Source organism: Fictibacillus marinisediminis (genome assembly GCF_023149135.1).
GTDB lineage: Bacteria > Bacillota > Bacilli > Bacillales > Fictibacillaceae > Fictibacillus_C > Fictibacillus_C marinisediminis.
On the sequence record NZ_JAIWJX010000002.1, the window covers coordinates 181,472 to 199,398 of the forward strand.

Consider the following 17,927-nt stretch of genomic DNA (forward strand, 5'->3'; position numbering starts at 1 on the left):
TTAAGGAACGGCGGGGCTTTATTATTTAATTAAGGGTATACAAATTAAATATTGTCATTAACGTGGAGTGAAAAACATGTATATATCGGCAAGAGAACGACTGATATTTGAAATCTTATTGTCAAAAAAAGAAGAGATGACGGTCAAGGATCTTGCGGATGAAATTGATGTAAGTACCCGGACGATTCACCGTGATCTAAAAGAACTTGAAAATACGCTAAAAGAGTATGAACTGGAGCTGATCAAAAAATCAGGAGTGGGTATACAGATTATCGGGGACGAACAGAGAATGGAAGAACTGAAGCTGGCGCTGTTTCATTTATCGTATAACGAGTACACGCCTGAAGAGCGGCAGACCATGATTTTTTGTTCCCTTCTGGAGGCGAAGGAACCGGTTAAGCTTGTCTCACTGGCTCATGATTTAAACGTGACCATCGCTACGATCAGCAATGATCTATCAAAATTAGAAAGCCGTCTGCTTGAATTTGATCTGACCCTCGTTAGAAAAAGAGGATACGGGGTAGAAATTACAGGGGATGAAAAAGCAAAAAGAAGAGCGATGAGCCAAATCATTGCGCAAAATCTTAACGAAACTGAATTCTTATCACTCGTAAAAGAAAACATCCAGAAAAAATCTCTTCATACGGCTGATTCCATTTCTGAGCGGTTATTGGGACTCGTTGAAAAGAACCGGTTATTGACGGTAGAGAAAGCGATCGAAGAAGTGAATGAAGAGCTTCCCTATCCCATTGCAGACAGTGCGTATATCGGCCTGGTCGTCCATCTGACACTGGCCATCGAACGGATTCTGCAGGGAGAAAACATCAATATGGACGAGGCTTTTCTGGAAACGTTAAAGACTGCACCGGAATATAAGGCAGCTGAAAAAATTATTGAGAAGCTGAAGAAGGTCATTCATGCCGATATACCTGAAGCAGAGGTAGGCTATATTACGATGCATCTGCAAGGTGCCAAGCTTAGGCAGGACAAAGGATACTTGCTGGAGGGGTCGAGTTTTCAAACGGCTTTAAAAGCGAAAAGCCTGATGATGTTTGTCGGTGAAAAGACCGGTATTGACCTTTTAGGGAACGCATCGCTCTTTCAGGGTCTCGTTACACATTTAAAACCGGCGCTGTATCGGATCAAGCAAAACATGGGGATCACTAACCCGCTCATGCCCAAGATTAAAAAAGATTATGAAGATCTCTTTCACATTGTACAGGATGGGGCCGCAGCTATTTTTCCAGATTTGCAGGTTCCTGATGAGGAAGTGGCCTATCTTGTCATGCATTTTGGTTCCGCTTTGATGAACCGGCGCCATGCTGAACGATTGAAAGCTTTAGTGATCTGTTCTACGGGTATTGGGACGTCCAAAATGCTTGCGACTCGACTGAAACGGGAAATACCTGAAATTAAGGAACTGAAAAATGTATCACTCTTTGAATTGAATAAGATGGACACGGAAGAGTATGATCTTGTCATTTCTACGATCCATCTGCCGGATTATCACTCTCCGTATATTGTCCTCAGCCCCATCCCTAACGAGGAGGAACTGCAGAAGGTTAAGCAATACATCGCGGAGACACCCGGAGGACATTCAGAGGAGAAGCGTTCGGCTTTGCTCGAAACCAGCACAGAGGAAAAAGATCCTAAACAGTTTTTGGAAGGGCTGGAGAGCATCAAGAAGTATACCGATGCCATCGTGGACCTCTTACAAGGATTTAAACTGACCCCTGTCCAAGGCCAGAAAGGCGTTGAGCTCATCCTAAAGGAAGCCTGTGAAGCTCTGGCTGCAGCAGGTGCCCTGCATAGCAGCGAACAGGTTGCTGCTGCCCTGTTTGAACGTGAAAAGCTGGGCGGGCTTGGGATACCGAATACCGAGCTTGTGCTTTACCATGCACGCAGTGACGAGGTCGTTAAACCTTCCTTTACCATTTATGGGCTGGAAAATGCCGTCAAGGTGCCCGCCATGGATCAGACTGTCATTGAAGCTGACAGTATACTGCTTCTGCTTGCGCCCAGCGAGTATTCAAACCAGGGATTAGAGGTACTCAGCTTCATCAGTTCCATTATTATTGAAAACGAACAAAGCATTGCGCTGTTCGAATCAAAGGATGAACAGAAACTAGCAGCCTATCTGGCGGAAAAGTTTGATCAGTTTTATAAAGAAAAACTAACAGAATTAAGGAGAGGATAATATGTCATCAGTGCTAACGAAAGAAAACATCCTATTAAATGCGGAAGTGGAGAGCAAGGAAAATGCGATCCGACTAACCGGAAACCTGTTAGTGGAAAATGGATATGTTGAGCCGCAATACATTGAAAAAATGCTGGAGAGGGAGCAGCTGACCTCTACCTATATGGGGAACTTTGTGGCCATCCCGCATGGTACGGAGGATGCAAAGAAAGCGGTCAAGGAGTCAGGGATTGCTATTATCCAAGTGCCGGGCGGAGTGGAATTTGGACCTGGAAATGAAGTGAAACTGCTGATTGGAATTGCCGGAAAAGGCGATGAGCATTTGGAGATCCTTTCACAAATCGCCATTGTTTGTTCTGAAGAAGAAAATGTACTGGGAATCGTAAATGCCGGTTCAAAAGAAGAGATTCTAGCCTACTTTGAAGGAGTAAACTAATATGCTGGCTGTACATTTTGGAGCGGGTAACATTGGCAGGGGATTTATTGGCAACTTATTGTTTCAATCAGGCTATCAAACAGTATTTGTAGACGTAAACCAGGAAATCGTAGACTTATTGAATGAAAAGAATCAGTATACTGTAGTTCTTGCGGACAAAAGCCAGGAAGAACTTCAGATCAGGAATGTATCAGCGGTTAACAGCGGAACAGATCCTGATCAGGTAATTGAGCTCATCGCAAATGCGGACCTAGTAACAGCAGCAGTTGGACCAAACATTCTTCCGTTTATCGCAGGCTCCATTGCTGAAGGACTTCGTAAAAGAATAGCAGCAAATGACGCTCCTTTAAATATCATCGCATGTGAAAACATGATCGGCGGAAGTACACTTTTAAAAGAAAAGGTTTACGAGAAATTGGAAGAAAGCGAGAAGCAGCTGTTTGATTCCCGCTTTGGATTTCCGGATGCAGCGGTTGATCGCATCGTTCCCAATCAGTCCAATGAAGATAAACTGATGGTTAAGGTAGAACCTTTCTATGAGTGGGCAGTAGATGAGACGAAAATCATCGGGAGCAGACCTGAAGTCGAAGGAATCACCTATGTGGAGGATTTGAAACCGTATATTGAGCGAAAGCTGTTCACGGTGAACACTGGACATGCAGCAGCTGCATACATCGGGTATCAAGCCGGCATGCGAACCATTGATGAAGCGATGAAAATCAAAGAATTGCAAGAACTGATTCAGCAAACGCTGCAGGAAACAGGACGCATGCTCATCAGCAAATATGCCTTTGAACCCGAGGAACATCAGAAATATATCGAAAAAATTGTAAATCGTTTTGTGAATCCGTATATCACGGACGAGGTAACGAGAGTTGGACGTTCTCCGATCCGTAAACTCGGACCGGCAGACCGTCTTGTGAGCCCAGCCGTTCAATATCTTCAACTGACTGGAGATGTCCCAGTTTCGTTAACAAGAGTCATTGCTTCAGCTTTTCTCTATGATTATAAAGAGGATCCAGATGCAGTCGCTATTCAGGAAGCGATATACGAAAAAGGTATCGAACGAGCTATAGAGCAGTTTACCGGAATTGAAGCAGGGTCCATCCTGTCTGAAACCGTGCTCGACCACTATCATCAATTAAAATCGGGCATCACCATAAAGTAAAAAGAACAAAAAGCAGTGGATTCCTTGAGGGAGATCTCACTGCTTTTCTGATTTTAAAACACTTTCCCTGTACTTACGACGGTTTGTCCGCCAGTTTCCTTTAAAATTCGGTTTAAATCGGTAAGTATGGCACCTACATCCCGCAGGATCGTCAATGACTCGTAGCGTTTTAGAATGACAAGACAATGAGACTGAATTTCCTGTGCTTCTTTTACACTTGAGATGAGTTTTAACAAATTTTCGGCGGAGGGATCAATGACCGTCATTCCATAATGAGCAATACATTCTGACGTTTGCTCAATGGCCAAATTTAACTGCGTGATTTCTTCAGAGGCGGCATGATCATCAAGAATAGTGGACAGATCCCGAATCCCGCGGGCAATGCCGCGAATCTGCAGTGTAATGTGATTCAGATGCTTCATTCCGGTTTCAAGGTGTTCCAGCCGTATCCGCCGCTTCGTAAAGAAAGGGGTGAACCGGAGATTTTGTCTGGCGAGAACAACAGCTTCAATGCCTTTCTCGTTCTGCTCTGTCAGTTCTTTGACCTCCTGCTGGATCTCCCGGCGGTGAGAGAGCGTTCTGTCCCAAAGCAGAACAAGATCTTTTAAGGTTATGGATGCCTTATTCGATAACTTTAAGAGCAGCTCTTCTGCAGCAGGTATCGTGTTGGGAGGGACAAGCAGAGCATTTGTCAGTACTGCGATGGCTGAACCGATGATCGTTTCCACAATACGGCTGAGCGCATAACCTTGTCCAAACGCTAGGACAAGAATGGAACTTACAGACACCTGAGAGACCACCTGAGCCGGCATCCGGAAGGCTGTGGTTACTGCCATGCCGACCAATACGACTAGAAGGATAGATCCTGCGTTCAATTTCAGCCAGTGCCCGATCAGCATGCTGATAATAACTCCGCCAATGACCCCGCTCACTCTATAGATCGCCTTTTCCATCGATCCAGCAATAGTGACCTGCATCGTCAGCACAGCTGCCAGCGGAGCAAAGAACGGATAGTCATTTTGAGAGAGATGGGAGGAAACCATCCAGCCAAGGGCTGCGGCGATTGCTGTTTTCAATACTTGTAACGTCAGACCGAGACGTAAAAAGACTTCCAATCCTTTTCTCAATGGCGTTATCCTTTCTACATATAGTCTTGTAATTTGTCTTTTTCCAAAAGGGCTTGAGCTGAAACCTGTTCAGCAGCCTTACCTGTTTACAGTATAACCTTGTTTCTTAGTAATTGATGCAGCTCTATATTCTCTGCAAACGGTTCTTGACTTTTTCCAGAAAAATGAATATATTATTTCTTAATCTAATATAAAAGAAGCGTTGAAAAGGATTAGTAGAATGTAGTGGTTTTTTTCCTTCAGAAAAAAACTTCGTCTTTCCAAAGAGAGGAAACTTACAGCTGAAAGGTTTCCGGGAGACAGCATTCGAACCTGCCTTGGAGTTCGGCATCGTTCATAAGATGTCTGCGGGAAGTTCCGTTACCAAAATGAGTGTACAGAGTGAATTCGTCTGTAAATAAGGGTGGTACCACCAATACCCCGGTCCCTTTTAAAGGATCGGGTTTTTTTGCGTTCTTTTTCACGGTTCTTACAATAGAAAGGAAGAGATAATGATGCGAAAAGAAAAAAAGCAGGTTGAAGAAATTACTGCCATGGAAGCTGATTTTGCACAATGGTACACTGACGTCGTCCGTAAAGCGGATCTCGTCGATTACGCAAGTGTGAGAGGATCCATGATCATCCGTCCATACGGATATGCGATCTGGGAACATATCCAAAAAGAACTCGACCGCCAGATTAAGGAGACCGGTCATGAGAATGTCTATCTTCCATTGTTTATACCAGAGAGCCTCCTTCAAAAAGAGAAAGATCATATCGAAGGATTTGCTCCTGAAGTGGCATGGGTTACACACGGGGGAGAGGAGAAGCTTGCGGAGCGCCTCTGTGTCCGTCCGACTTCTGAAGTGCTTTTCTGCGAGCATTATGCGAACATCATTCATTCCTATCGTGACCTTCCAAAGCTGTATAACCAGTGGGGCAATGTTGTTCGCTGGGAGAAAACCACGCGTCCTTTCCTTCGCTCTCTTGAATTTCTTTGGCAGGAAGGCCACACGTGCCATGCGACCGATGAGGAAGCGGGAGAGGAAACCCGAAGGATGCTTGAAGTTTATGCGGATGTATGTGAAGACTATTTAGCGGTGCCTGTCCTTCGTGGCCGGAAAACAGACAAAGAAAAGTTTGCCGGAGCGAAGTTCACACTGACGATTGAAAGCTTGATGCATGACGGAAAAGCATTGCAGACAGGGACATCTCATCACCTGGGAAGCGGATTTGCTGAAGCATTTGGCATTCAATACACCGACAAGCAAGGGAAACTTCAGCACGTACACCAAACATCCTGGGGAATCACGACTCGCCTGATCGGTGCTTTGATCATGGTGCACGGAGACAACCGAGGGCTTGTTCTTCCACCAAAAATCGCTCCAGTCCAAGTGATGGTCATCCCGATTGCTCAGCATAAAGAAGGGGTGCTCGACAAGGCGTATGAGCTTAAAGAGCAGCTGAACAAAACGGTCCGGGCGGGGATTGATGCATCCGATAAGTCACCGGGTTGGAAATTCAGCGAGCATGAGATGAAAGGTGTACCGATTCGCATTGAGATTGGCCCGAAGGATATCGAAAAGCATCAGGCTGTTGCGGTCCGCAGGGATACAGGAGAAAAAATCTTCCTTTCTCTTGATGAACTGGAAACACGTATTCCGCTTCTGCTGGAAGAAATCCAAAAAGGTCTGCTGCAAAAAGCAAAGGCACACCGCGAAGAGAAAACGAACATCGCCCTCAGCATGGACGAATTCAAAGCGGTACTGGAATCTAATCCTGGTTTCATTAAAGCCATGTGGTGCGGAGACCGTGAGTGTGAGGATCAAATAAAAGAAGAGACAGGCGCGACTTCCCGCTGTATGCCATTTGAGCAGGAGGTTATTTCGAAAACGTGTGTTTGCTGCGGACAAGAAGCGGAAGAGCTTGTCTATTGGGCAAAAGCTTATTGATCGATTCCTATATAGTTTTGATATAAAACAAAAAGGGAATGTACCGAATTACAGTTAAGAATTTTGCTTCTAGAAACCATGGAAGCACAATAAACTACAGTTATCCATTAAAAAAAACTTCACAAAATTTTTTGACTACTCAGGCAACAGGCGTTATAATCATTGAAAAGGAAGTGAGAACAATGAATACTTTAAAAAAGATAGTTGTTCGCGTAATAGGATCTAATCTTCTAGTGCTTTTCGCCATTTTACTTCTTCCGGTGTTCCTGTTGACTGACAATGTCAATGTGTTTCAGGATCTTGTAGACTATATTTTCAAGCCAGATTAATAATTAAACACCACCAACTGTGTGGTGTTTTTTGTTGAGTAAAAGTACATAGTTGAAAAAACAAAGAGTAAGGAGAGAACGCAATGGCAAAAGTCATCGTGCTGCTGCTTGCTTTGTTTTCCGGAATGGGGCAAAGCATGCAGGCAGCTGTAAACGGAACGCTTGGAAAGAAGATTGGTTCTATCGAAGGTGCTTTCGTTTCCTTTTTTACGGGAACCGTGATGCTCCTTATTTTAATGCTGATATGGGGGAACGGCAGTCTCAGTACAGTGTGGAACGTCCCGAAATGGAACCTTATCGGGGGTGTACTGGGGGCCATTTATGTATTTATTGTTATCATGGCTGTTCCGAAGATTGGAGTAACAAGTGCCATTACGGCAGTCATCATTGGCCAGCTGATCATGAGTGTTGTCATTGATCATTTTGGATGGTTTGGCAATGAACCATTCCATTTTACGTATAAAAGGATGATCGGGCTCGTTCTGATGTTTGCCGGCCTCTATTTTGTTTTCTCGGACAAGCATTAAGCACAAATAGTTTCTAAATAAAAGCATTGTTTAAAAAAATTTGCTGTGATAAATTTTTAAATAGAGCTACTTTTCAGTTATTTAAGCATTGGTAAGATAGCCGGGGAGCAGCATTTTTTCTGTTCAATCTGAAAGCGTTAACAAAGAGAAAAGTATCGAAAGGGAAAAAGGGGGAGAAACAATGGAATATGGGGTAATAGTGTCCATCGGCATTTATATGGCCGGGATGCTGCTGATCGGCTGGTTTGCGTACCGAAGAACAGCGAACTTGACTGATTATATGCTGGGAGGCAGAGATTTGGGGCCTGCAGTCACAGCACTGAGTGCGGGGGCATCGGATATGAGCGGCTGGCTGCTCATGGGTCTGCCGGGAGCAATGTATGTTTCCGGTTTAAGTGCGGGGTGGATCGTTGTTGGTCTGACAGCGGGTGCCTATCTAAACTGGTTATTTGTGGCACCGCGTCTTCGTACGTATACGGAAATAGCAAATAATTCTATTACTATTCCGGATTACTTTGAAAATCGATTCAAGGATACATCCCGAATTCTAAGAATTACATCAGCAATTGTTATTTTGATTTTCTTTACGTTTTATACTTCATCTGGAATGGTTTCAGGCGGCGAACTTTTTAAGACGGCATTCAATCTCGATTACACATGGGGAATTTGGCTGACCGCCAGTGTCGTGGTTCTGTATACGCTGTTTGGCGGTTTTCTTGCCGTCAGCTGGACGGATTTTGTTCAAGGGACGATCATGTTTATTGCGTTAATCCTCGTTCCGGTCGTAACAATCTTTCAACTCGGCGGCACAGGTTCGACTTTTACAGAAATTCAATCCATCGATCCGAAATTGCTTGACGCCTTTAAAGGAACAAGCTTGATCGGAATTGTTTCTCTCTTGGCATGGGGACTTGGTTATTTTGGACAGCCTCATATCATCGTCCGTTTTATGGCCATTTCTTCTGTCAAACAGATGAAAAATGCCAGAAGAATCGGAATGGGCTGGATGATTTTCTCCATTGTTGGAGCAATGTTTACAGGTTTGGTTGGTATTGCATATTTCAATCTTAACGGCGGAGGGCTTGGTGAGAAAAAGGCTGAAACCGTATTTATCGTTTTATCCGACGTACTTTTTCATCCGCTGATTACGGGATTCCTGCTAGCCGCTATTTTAGCAGCGGTTATGAGTACGATTTCATCACAGCTGCTTGTCACATCGAGTGCTGTTACAGAGGATTTTTATAAAGCGTTCTTTAAGCGATCCGCTTCAGACAAAGAACTTGTATTGGTCGGACGCCTTTCTGTATTGGCGATCTCAGTGATCGCTTTAGTTCTTGCTCTTAATCCGAATAAAACCATCCTTAACCTTGTTGGCTATGCGTGGGCAGGATTTGGAGCGGCGTTTGGGCCGGTCGTTCTTCTAAGTTTATACTGGAAACGAATGACGAAATGGGGAGCCTTTTATGGGATGCTTTCGGGTACACTGACCGTTATTATCTGGGAGCAAATTAAAGCGTTTGAAGCAGTGTACGAGATTATTCCAGGATTTATCGTTTGCTCCGTCGTTATTGTGGCGGTCAGCATGATGACAGCAAAACCATCTGCTGAGATCGAATCAGAATTTGAAGAAGCACAAAAGATTGCGTAAGACGTAGGAAAGGCCGTCCTGTTTGACAGGGCGGCTTTTTTAAATTTCTGGAAAATTCAATCTTGACCGGGACCGCCATTCTGTCATATAGTTATCATCGTGAACAGTTCAATTCTTGAACTAGTTATAGTCTAAGTAGGAAAATGGGTGAATACAATGGATGTTGGGAAATGGCAAAGCATACTTGGCCGGTATGAAGCGGCTTCCTTTACAGTGAATAAAAGGTTCGGTGCCCTGATCAAGGAGCAGCTTCAGGATGTGCTGACGAATGACCAGCACATGACGTTAAGCTATATTAAAAGATTCGGATCCTGCACGACGACAGAGCTGGCAGAGGCGTTTTGTGTACAAAAGAGCGCCATTACAGCCATTGTTACGCGGCTGGCAGAGAAAGGATATATCGATCGGATCAGAGACCAAAAGGATAGAAGAATTGTGTACTTGTCTTTGACAGAAGAAGGGTTAAAGGTCTTTCAATGGGCAGATGAGAAAGTTTTTGAGGTGGTTGCTCCTTTTCTTAAGGTGTTCAGTGAAGAAGAGATTGATTCGTTCTTGAACCTGTACGAGAAACTGGCATCTGTACTGAATGAGGAGTAGGGGAGGAGAGAAAGAATGAGAGCGGTGTTAAAAGGAAAGTGGATCATTGCAGCAGTCTGGCTAGCACTTGTCATTGTGCTGGCGCTGCTCGCACCTAATATGGCAGACCTGGTGAGGGAAAAGGGGCAGATTAATGTTCCAGATGGATATTCGTCGAGCTATGCCCAAAAAATGCTGAATGATTTGGATAAAAAAGAAAAGTCGGCAGATGAATCGCAGGTTGCCCTTGTGTTTCACAGCAGTAAAAAACTGACTGAAAGCGAAAAAAACGAGGTCAAAAGCGCTGTAGCGAAACTGGAACAGGATAAGAACGACCTTGGGATCAGCGAAGTGCTATCACATTTCAAGGAAAAAGAGCTGAAAGACCAGCTTGCGTCAAAGGACGGAAAGACCATCCTTTCCTTAGTCACGGTAAAAATAGGCGACAAGGAGCCGGCTGACATTTCAAAATCACTCTACAGTGAATTAAAAGACGTAAAAGTACCGCATTATTACACAAGCAGCTGGATGATTGACGAGGATGTGGTCGCAAGTTCTCAGGAAGGGCTCAAAAAAACCGAATACATAACGGTTGTCTTCATTCTTGCCGTTCTGTTCGTTGTTTTCCGCTCGTTTATTGCACCGCTTGTCCCGCTTGTTACCGTTGGGATCAGCTATGTTGCGGCACAATCGATCGTAGCCTTTTTAGTGGATAAATGGAACTTCCCGCTGTCCACGTTTACCCAGATCTTTCTTGTCGCGGTCCTATTCGGAATCGGAACAGATTATTGCATCCTGCTTCTCAGCCGCTTTAAAGAAGAGATGGGCCGGAATGAGAGTCTACTGGATGCGATTATCACCACTTACAAGACGGCGGGAAGAACCGTATTTTTCAGCGGCCTTGCCGTGATGATCGGCTTTGCGGCCATCGGTTTCTCAACCTTTAAACTCTATCAGTCTGCTGCAGCTGTTGCAATTGGAGTCGCGGTGCTGCTGCTGGCATTATTAACGCTCGTTCCGTTTTTCATGGCGGTGCTCGGCACCAAGCTGTTCTGGCCATCAAAAGCGGCAATGGAGCATAAACAAAGCAGGATTTGGGGAGCTGCAGGGTCGTTCTCCTTTAAACGCCCGCTCGTTACGCTTCTTATCGTAGCCGCCATCGTCACTCCTTTTCTTGCAACTTATGATGGAGATTTGTCCTTTAACTCTTTGGATGAGATTGGCGATAAATATAACTCGGTAAAAGCGTTTAATGTTATCTCTGACAGCTTTGGTCCAGGAGAATCCCTTCCTGCCAAAATTGTCGTAAAAAATGATGAGCCAATGGACCGCTCGGAGTATTTGGCAACCATTGAGAAAATCAGCCGTGAAGTCGAACAGATCAAAGGTGTGGACCGGGTGCGCAGTGCCACACGGCCGGTAGGCGAGGAGCTGAAAGATCTCCAGGTCGCTCATCAGGCAGATTCTCTGGATAATGGATTAGAAAAAGGCAACAAGGGATTGAAAAAAATCAGCGGAGGATTGGCTGAAGCAAGCACGCAGCTTAGCAATTCCCAGCCCAAGATGAAGCAGACGACAGACGGAATCGGTGAGCTGGTGACTGGCACCAACAAACTTAAAACAGGAATCGGTGACCTGTCCGGCGCGCTTTCCCAGATCGAAAAAGGTATGCGTGACGGCTCCAAAGGCGCAGGGGACCTGAAAGAGGGCGTGCAGCAGGCGAAGTCGAGTGCAGACCTGCTATACCAAAGTAATCAGAAGCTTCTTTCCGGCTATAAAGAAATGGAAAGCGGTCTGGGACAGCTGCAAGGCGGCTATGCCAAAACAGCACAGCAGCTGAGTACCACCTCAAAAAGTCTTGCGCAACTAAAGGGAAACTTCACTCATTTAGAAAAAAAATACGCGAGTACAGTTAAAAGCAAAGACATTAACAGCGATTCTGATTACCAGGCCATCAAAGGCACGTTTACTCAGCTTCAAGGCGGCCTAGGCCAGCTGGCAGCTGGTTTGGATAAATTGAATGGAAACCTGAATAGAGTAAAAACCAACATGGGAAAAGCCAATGACGGCTTGAGTAAAGTAGTCGGCGGCCAAAAACAGCTGGCTGACGGACTCAGCTCGATTTCAGCGGGGCTTGGCCAGTTAGAAACAGGAATCAATAAGGCTGCAGACGGACAGCAGCAAGTTATCGGAAAGCTGCCAGAAGTACAGGGCGGTTTAGCTAAAATCGCCGGTGGACAGGAGCAGCTGAAGAGCGGTTTTTCACAGATGGACCGCCAGCTTTCAGAGCTCTCTGACGGGCTTGGGCAAAGCGCGGCAGGCATTAAAAAGGTTTCAGGCGGAATCGATTCTGCCAACGATTACCTTCACTCTCTGTCTTCATCACCTGACCCGGAGATGGCGGGCTGGTTCCTGCCTGAAGATGTACTGAACAACAAGGATTTTCAGCAGGTGTTCGATAACTATATGCCGGGTGACCGCAAACTGACAACGCTTGATGTCATCTTTAAAGAAAACCCTTATTCACAGCAAGCACTCGGACAGGTGGATGAAATCAAGCAAGCGGTTAAGCGTGCAACAGCCGGTACCAACCTTGAGAATGCACAGGTTGGGATCAGCGGAGTAACAAGCATCTACTCTGATCTGAACGATATCTCGGCTTCTGATTATTCGAGAACGGTTGTTTTAATGTTAGTAGGGATTGCGATTATTCTCATCATCATGCTGCGATCCTTTATTATGCCGCTTTATATTATCGCTTCCCTGGTCTTAACGTATTATACAGCGATGGCTTTTACAGAAACCATTTTTGTCAATGTACTGGGTTATTCCGGCATCAACTGGGCGGTACCGTTTTTTGCCTTTGTTATCTTGGTGGCGCTTGGAGTAGATTACAGTATCTTCCTTATGGACCGGTTTAACGAATACAAGTCACTGTCCGTAAAAGAGGCGATGCTTTCTTCCATGAAGAATATGGGGACCGTCATTATCTCAGCGGTTGTCATTCTCGGAGGCACATTTGCGGCGATGTATCCTTCAGGGGTTCTGTCGCTGCTGCAAATCGCCACAATTATTTTAAGTGGTCTCTTGCTCTATGCGTTTGTCATTTTACCGCTGTTTGTTCCGGTTATGGTGAGAACGTTCGGAAAAGCAAACTGGTGGCCATTTATGGATTCAAAAAAAGAATAAGATACAAGCAGCGTACACACGGTGTACGCTGTTTTTTTTACAAAAAAAGAGACAAGATCTAGATCTTGTCTCCAAGGGTTTGTTAGCAGCAGCCTTTACTGCAGCCGCTGATGAAGCCATCATGATGACCGCCAAAGCCAATTGAGCAGCCGATGATAATTAATAGGATGAACAGGACGACAACGATAGCAAATCCGCCACCGCCATACCCGCAGCCACCGAACCCAGGATAACCGTATCCATAGCCGTAACCGCCACCGCCACCGAATCCACCAACTGCGCCTGGGTAACCGTAGCCACCATAACCGCCTCCGAATCCACCAACTGCGCCTGGGTAACCGTAGCCACCAGAACCGCCGCCGTAGCCGTATCCATAACCAAATCCTTGACGCTTATTTCTAATTCCAGACAATGTGTAGATCTCCTTTCTTCCAACAATTTAAAAGTTACTTGCCCTATAGAGTATGTAAAAACGGAAGAAGGGTTTGGACAATTGTCGGGGCAATGGCGGAATTTGTTATATAATAAGGGGGCTGTAAGTTTTTTGGAAATTCAAATGAGGTGAGATCATGCTTGAAAAGGTCAATCAAATTCTGCGGCATAGCGGCCTTCCTGCGTTAAAAGATTCTTCGGATTATTACTTTCTTGGTGAGGGTGCCTGGCACGCCGCTTATCGTGCCGTTCTTTCTGAAGGGGATTATGTCATACGGATTCCTAAGCCTGTCGCCTATGATCGAAGTATTGAATTTCATGAAGAGAGCTTACTGGCTGAATATGAGGGAGCAAAGTGGTATTACAGAACAGCCAACAGGGCAGTAAAGGGAATCTGCCCGGAATTCTACCATTATCATGTATCCCCGGAACTGACTTACACGATTGAAAGTTACATGGGAGAAACTCTTAACCTTTCAGCAGCAACAAAACAGCAGATGTATGACTATGGGTTTCAGTTAGGCTCATTTTATAAAAAGATGGACAGCCTTCCTTTAGAGCGCCAGGGCTTTGGGTATTTAAAATGGAATGGAACAGAAGCGTCGGGTGAACTGGAGGAAGACCCTATTCAATATCTGATTCATGAAAAGGCGGAATATCAGCAGGAGCTTGATAATCTGTTGAGATCTGATCTTCCTTTTTGCAAGAATCTCGTAAAACAAAAAGCAGAAGAACTTCTGAACCTCAGACAAATCGAAAAATATGGAATTACGCTCTCCAATCAGGATACATCGCCGGAGAACCTCATTATAAACGATCAGCTTCCAAAGCTGATCGATCCGGTACCGATCATCTACAGTGGGGTCAGCCTTGCTGCTAATCATATACATAACTACGAAGTTACTTTTCCTCTTTATTGGAATGCACCAAGGTACAAGAGACACGAGTTTCATTTATATAAAGATCAGCTGTTGGCAAACAGCCAGGGATTTAGAGAGGGATACGCGGATCAATCCGAAGAGATGGGGTTGGCCTTGGGAATTGAGCGGATGCTAAAGCTGTTGTCAATGGCTCACGATCATTATCAAAAGATTGTTAGCCCTGCATTGAGCCAAGAACAGCAAATTCGGATGGGGAGCCTGAGTGAGGTGAAAGAACGGCTTATGCTGCTCCTTGGCTTGCTCGAAAACTATGAAGTAAGAGATAAAGGAGGCGTACGATGAGTCTTTTGAAGTCATTTGCTGAACAAATAGAATGGCTGGAGGAATTAAGGACGGTGAAAGAGGAATTGTGGCTTGAGCCTATTTCAAGCGGGAAATGGTCAATAGGTGAAGTTGTTTCTCATTTTAAAGTATGGGACTTATTCGTGATCCACCAACGTCTTCCTTATTTTTTAGAACATCAAACTTTCCCGGAGAATGAGATCGATGCGGAGAAGATCAATCAGGACGCCGCTCTTTATGCCAAGTCGGATATTTCCAAATCTCAATTGCTTCAGGAAACGATTGAAACAAGGGCCAGTCTGGTTCAGCAGCTGCATACGATTCCAGAAGAATGGTGGATTCAGCCTTTTGCCTATAAAACAAAGACATTGACGCTCGCTTCCTATATTCAAGGATTGTCAGAGCATGACAAGCACCATCAGGATCAGATCAGCCTCTATCTGCAAAAGTCAGCCAATCATGCAGGGAATGGATTGCCATGATGGGGAAAGATGGCGCAGGAAATCGAATTTCCCCGGAAATGATCGACAGAATCAGGAGGAATGAGAAAACGAAACACCCTGTTTTAGAGAAACAGGGTGCTAAAGGGACAACCTTTTCAATTCTTGCTCGAGCCTTCCTGTCAGGGTAAAGAAAAACATCTTAAAGTCTGCGCGTAATGACCAAAGGGGATGCCCGAATGTAGCCGGCTTGTTGCCTTCGATAAAGAAATGACTATACCACGCAAGCCCATAGGCTGTAACGGGAGCCGCCAGTAAAAACCAGGCATTGACCGAAGCACCAAGTGCCAAGAAGATAAATACAAGGGAGGTTCCAAGAAAATGCCAGGCCCTTGTGCTTTTCTTGGAATGCTGAGTTAAATAGAATACCCAAAATTCATCAAATGTTTTTAGTTTGTTATCCTGTGGAATACCTGGTTGCATAAAAATCAGCCTCCTAATCATCTTTTCTTTATGTACTTCGGTATAGGTTAAGTTTTTCCTTTAATAAGAGCTTCGTCACTTCATCAGGTGATGGAGCTCTTAGCTGTTGTTAAACGCAAGGTTAGTATTTTGTCAGACGGGTAAATTAAATAAGACATGCGTAACAGACAAAAAGGAAGGTGCCAAAAATGTTAAAAACACAAACAGCCGAACGCGTAAATATGCTGTTTTCACTATTAGGGCAGCAGCTTGAAGAGAAGGAATATAACAAAGATCGTCTGCAAAAAATAACCGAACTTTGCCAGCTGTTAAAGGAAGACGTTGAAGTCGGCGAACAAACTTCTGAAGTTTTTAATGACATTGTGGCCGTTGGGCAGGACGCTCTCGAAACCCAAGGGGATAAAAAAAGTTTCCTTCATTCAAAGGAAAAAGAGTTAAACGAGTATTACGAGCATCTCAAAAAACTGTTGGAGGAGCAGTAACGTTTTAGGCGCATTGAATAAGGGTACATGCTCAATAGAGCTTTATTAAAAACTTGGAGGGATTACGATGGATCAAAAAAAAGTCATTGGTGTTTTTTCGACAGAAGAAGAAGCCGTATCAGCGATTAATTCTTTACGGGAAAGAGGCTATGATGAAGGGGACATCTCAGTAATCGCCCAGGATAAAGAAGAACGGAGACACATTGAAGACGAAACAGGAACAAAAGCTGGTGAAGGAGCAGCAGCGGGTGCTGCGACCGGCGGTGTGCTAGGCGGTGTAGGAGGCTTGCTCGCAGGTATTGGCGCACTTGCTATTCCCGGGATTGGTCCGATTGTTGCTGCCGGTCCGATCGCAGCTACCCTAGGCGGAGCAGCCATCGGTGCAGGTGCAGGTGGACTTGTGGGTGCATTGGTTGGTATGGGTATTCCTGAAGAGGAAGCAGAAGAATACCGGAACTACGTAGAAAATGGGAAAATTTTAGTTTTGGTGGATGCTGATGCAGAACGCAGGGAACACGTGTATGACACATTCCGGAACAACAATACGCTGAACTCCCGCTATTATGAAAGAAACTTGCCCGGAGGAGACAGCGGTAGAATCTATTAACAAGTAGCACGCGGTAAGGCAACAGTATAAAAAGTTTAGGTTGGAGCTAAAGCTGGAATGCTTTAGCTTCTTTTTGTTTGTTCATCGGTCTATTTGTCGAAGGATTATAGTTGAAGAGGGTGGGAAGTTATGTAAAAATAAAATAAAACGACTAGTCATTTTTATTGGAGGGATAAGATTATGGTTTCCATTAAAAGGTTGAACACACTCAGTTTTCAAGAGGCTGCTGATTTATTTAATGAAGGTTTCAAACATTATTTTACAGATATCACGTTAACTGTCGATTCGCTGATTAAAAAACTGGCCAATGAAGATCTCTCACCTGAAAAATCAGTGGTCGCCTTTGATCAGGAAAAACCGGTTGGCTTTGTCATCAACGGATTCAGAACTGTCAATGGCCAAAAGATTTCCTGGAATGGCGGAACGGGTATCATACCTGAATACCGGGGCAAGGGTATAGGCAAAGAGATGATAACCGCTTGTATGGATATTTATGAAGAAGAAGGAGCAGAACTGCTGCTTCTTGAAGCAATTTCTGAAAATACAAGAGCCATCAAGTTGTATGAGAGCATGGGTTACAGCATATTTGATGAACTTACTTTCCTCGTAAATAATGAGCCTCTCTCTGAGGGCGCCTTTTACTTTGAAGGTGATTATGACTTGATTCATGGAATCCCGCAGGATGTAAGGGATATTGAATTTTATCAGCATATGACAGCATGGCAGACACAGTATCAGAGCCTTAAAGACAGTGAATCGCTCATTGTAAAATGTGGCCAGGAAACGGTTGGCTATGCTGTATTCAAACGGACGAAAAATGCGGAAGGAAAAATTGAGGGCATCGCACTTTATCAGTGTGAAGCAAAACCAGGATATGAGAAAGCGCATGATGTTATTCAATTTATGCTTCGTTCCGTTTATAGTCCTGCAGAACCAGCCTGCCGCCGTATGACCGTAAACTTTTCAAAGAGCAATAAGCTGGTTTGTGATGCCCTTTCTAAAGAAGGTTTTACAGTGATGATCGAGCAGGTCCATATGTCCAAAGCGGTACGTACACCGTCGAGCAGCGAAACAGAAACAAAAGCTGTACAATCATAAATAAAAGTAAATAAAGGGTTTCGTAATTTCATGC

At 44.6% G+C, this 17,927-nt stretch carries 16 protein-coding genes and 1 other annotated feature; of the genes, 13 read left to right on the plus strand and 3 right to left on the minus strand.

Going from position 1 to position 17,927, the window contains the following annotated elements:
- The first annotated feature begins 76 nt into the window (after nt 1–76).
- From LCY76_RS01110 to LCY76_RS01120, 3 genes are read left to right on the plus strand one after another with little or no spacing between them, the layout of a single operon-like run.
- Nucleotides 77–2,197 carry a BglG family transcription antiterminator gene (locus LCY76_RS01110; RefSeq protein ID WP_248251107.1) on the plus strand — a complete coding sequence of 707 codons (2,121 nt, stop codon included), beginning with the start codon at nt 77–79 and terminating at the stop codon, nt 2,195–2,197.
- 1 nt (nt 2,198) lies between these two features.
- The gene (locus LCY76_RS01115) at nt 2,199–2,633 is read left to right on the plus strand and encodes a PTS mannitol transporter subunit IIA (protein WP_248251108.1); all 435 of its coding nucleotides are present in this window, start codon (nt 2,199–2,201) and stop codon (nt 2,631–2,633) included.
- Between the two features lies 1 nt (nt 2,634).
- Nucleotides 2,635–3,801 carry a mannitol-1-phosphate 5-dehydrogenase gene (locus LCY76_RS01120; RefSeq protein WP_248251109.1) on the plus strand — a complete coding sequence of 389 codons (1,167 nt, stop codon included), beginning with the start codon at nt 2,635–2,637 and terminating at the stop codon, nt 3,799–3,801.
- Nucleotides 3,802–3,854: 53 nt separating this feature from the next.
- Here LCY76_RS01120 and LCY76_RS01125 read toward each other — a convergent pair whose 3' ends face one another.
- Nucleotides 3,855–4,928: an FUSC family protein gene (locus tag LCY76_RS01125; protein ID WP_248251110.1), complete on the minus strand. Its 1,074-nt coding sequence runs from the start codon at nt 4,926–4,928 to the stop codon at nt 3,855–3,857.
- A 193-nt stretch (nt 4,929–5,121) separates the two neighbouring features.
- Nucleotides 5,122–5,360 (plus strand) — a binding site (T-box leader).
- Nucleotides 5,361–5,419: 59 nt separating this feature from the next.
- On the opposite strand from LCY76_RS01125, the gene proS reads away from it, so the two are divergent.
- From proS to LCY76_RS01150, 5 genes are all read left to right on the plus strand, one after another.
- Nucleotides 5,420–6,859, plus strand: coding sequence for a proline--tRNA ligase (proS, locus tag LCY76_RS01130; protein WP_248251111.1), 1,440 nt, complete (start codon nt 5,420–5,422; stop codon nt 6,857–6,859).
- A gap of 412 nt (nt 6,860–7,271) precedes the next feature.
- Nucleotides 7,272–7,715 (plus strand): DMT family transporter, encoded by a 444-nt coding sequence (locus tag LCY76_RS01135; protein WP_248251112.1) that lies wholly within the window; start codon nt 7,272–7,274, stop codon nt 7,713–7,715.
- A 181-nt stretch (nt 7,716–7,896) separates the two neighbouring features.
- Nucleotides 7,897–9,363: a sodium/proline symporter PutP gene (gene putP, locus LCY76_RS01140; RefSeq protein WP_248251113.1), complete on the plus strand. Its 1,467-nt coding sequence runs from the start codon at nt 7,897–7,899 to the stop codon at nt 9,361–9,363.
- A gap of 156 nt (nt 9,364–9,519) precedes the next feature.
- Nucleotides 9,520–9,960 (plus strand): MarR family winged helix-turn-helix transcriptional regulator, encoded by a 441-nt coding sequence (locus LCY76_RS01145; RefSeq protein ID WP_248251114.1) that lies wholly within the window; start codon nt 9,520–9,522, stop codon nt 9,958–9,960.
- Nucleotides 9,961–9,975: 15 nt separating this feature from the next.
- Nucleotides 9,976–13,128 (plus strand): MMPL/RND family transporter, encoded by a 3,153-nt coding sequence (locus tag LCY76_RS01150; RefSeq protein WP_248251115.1) that lies wholly within the window; start codon nt 9,976–9,978, stop codon nt 13,126–13,128.
- An 82-nt stretch (nt 13,129–13,210) separates the two neighbouring features.
- Here LCY76_RS01150 and LCY76_RS01155 read toward each other — a convergent pair whose 3' ends face one another.
- Nucleotides 13,211–13,540: a YjcZ family sporulation protein gene (locus tag LCY76_RS01155; protein ID WP_419714914.1), complete on the minus strand. Its 330-nt coding sequence runs from the start codon at nt 13,538–13,540 to the stop codon at nt 13,211–13,213.
- A 157-nt stretch (nt 13,541–13,697) separates the two neighbouring features.
- On the opposite strand from LCY76_RS01155, the gene LCY76_RS01160 reads away from it, so the two are divergent.
- Together LCY76_RS01160 and LCY76_RS01165 are read left to right on the plus strand one after the other, a co-directional pair.
- Entirely contained in the window at nt 13,698–14,783 is a 1,086-nt protein-coding gene (locus tag LCY76_RS01160) for an aminoglycoside phosphotransferase family protein (RefSeq protein ID WP_248251116.1), read from the plus strand.
- Nucleotides 14,780–15,265 (plus strand): DinB family protein, encoded by a 486-nt coding sequence (locus tag LCY76_RS01165; protein ID WP_248251117.1) that lies wholly within the window; start codon nt 14,780–14,782, stop codon nt 15,263–15,265. Before LCY76_RS01160 ends, LCY76_RS01165 begins: the two co-directional genes overlap by 4 nt.
- A gap of 99 nt (nt 15,266–15,364) precedes the next feature.
- Here the strand turns inward: LCY76_RS01165 and LCY76_RS01170 are convergent, their stop codons facing one another.
- Complete coding sequence (locus tag LCY76_RS01170) at nt 15,365–15,706, minus strand: Mpo1-like protein (protein WP_248251118.1); 342 nt, start codon at nt 15,704–15,706, stop codon at nt 15,365–15,367.
- A gap of 188 nt (nt 15,707–15,894) precedes the next feature.
- Between LCY76_RS01170 and LCY76_RS01175 the strand changes: the two genes are divergently transcribed.
- The 3 genes from LCY76_RS01175 to LCY76_RS01185 all read left to right on the plus strand — a co-directional run bounded on the left by LCY76_RS01175 (nt 15,895) and on the right by LCY76_RS01185 (nt 17,893).
- Nucleotides 15,895–16,188, plus strand: coding sequence for a hypothetical protein (locus tag LCY76_RS01175; RefSeq protein WP_248251119.1), 294 nt, complete (start codon nt 15,895–15,897; stop codon nt 16,186–16,188).
- A 67-nt stretch (nt 16,189–16,255) separates the two neighbouring features.
- On the plus strand, nt 16,256–16,795 hold the full coding sequence (locus tag LCY76_RS01180) for a general stress protein (RefSeq protein WP_248251120.1): 540 nt from the start codon (nt 16,256–16,258) through the stop codon (nt 16,793–16,795).
- A gap of 180 nt (nt 16,796–16,975) precedes the next feature.
- Nucleotides 16,976–17,893 carry a GNAT family N-acetyltransferase gene (locus LCY76_RS01185; RefSeq protein ID WP_248251121.1) on the plus strand — a complete coding sequence of 306 codons (918 nt, stop codon included), beginning with the start codon at nt 16,976–16,978 and terminating at the stop codon, nt 17,891–17,893.
- The last annotated feature ends 34 nt before the right edge of the window (nt 17,894–17,927 follow it).

Coding starts and splice junctions, on each gene's coding strand:
- LCY76_RS01110 (WP_248251107.1), top strand. CDS start 77: ATGTATATATCGGCAAGAGAACGACTGATATTTGAAATCTTATTGTCA.
- LCY76_RS01115 (WP_248251108.1), top strand. CDS start 2,199: ATGTCATCAGTGCTAACGAAAGAAAACATCCTATTAAATGCGGAAGTG.
- LCY76_RS01120 (WP_248251109.1), top strand. CDS start 2,635: ATGCTGGCTGTACATTTTGGAGCGGGTAACATTGGCAGGGGATTTATT.
- proS (WP_248251111.1), top strand. CDS start 5,420: ATGATGCGAAAAGAAAAAAAGCAGGTTGAAGAAATTACTGCCATGGAA.
- LCY76_RS01135 (WP_248251112.1), top strand. CDS start 7,272: ATGGCAAAAGTCATCGTGCTGCTGCTTGCTTTGTTTTCCGGAATGGGG.
- putP (WP_248251113.1), top strand. CDS start 7,897: ATGGAATATGGGGTAATAGTGTCCATCGGCATTTATATGGCCGGGATG.
- LCY76_RS01145 (WP_248251114.1), top strand. CDS start 9,520: ATGGATGTTGGGAAATGGCAAAGCATACTTGGCCGGTATGAAGCGGCT.
- LCY76_RS01150 (WP_248251115.1), top strand. CDS start 9,976: ATGAGAGCGGTGTTAAAAGGAAAGTGGATCATTGCAGCAGTCTGGCTA.
- LCY76_RS01160 (WP_248251116.1), top strand. CDS start 13,698: ATGCTTGAAAAGGTCAATCAAATTCTGCGGCATAGCGGCCTTCCTGCG.
- LCY76_RS01165 (WP_248251117.1), top strand. CDS start 14,780: ATGAGTCTTTTGAAGTCATTTGCTGAACAAATAGAATGGCTGGAGGAA.
- LCY76_RS01170 (WP_248251118.1), bottom strand. CDS start 15,706: ATGCAACCAGGTATTCCACAGGATAACAAACTAAAAACATTTGATGAA.
- LCY76_RS01175 (WP_248251119.1), top strand. CDS start 15,895: ATGTTAAAAACACAAACAGCCGAACGCGTAAATATGCTGTTTTCACTA.
- LCY76_RS01180 (WP_248251120.1), top strand. CDS start 16,256: ATGGATCAAAAAAAAGTCATTGGTGTTTTTTCGACAGAAGAAGAAGCC.
- LCY76_RS01185 (WP_248251121.1), top strand. CDS start 16,976: ATGGTTTCCATTAAAAGGTTGAACACACTCAGTTTTCAAGAGGCTGCT.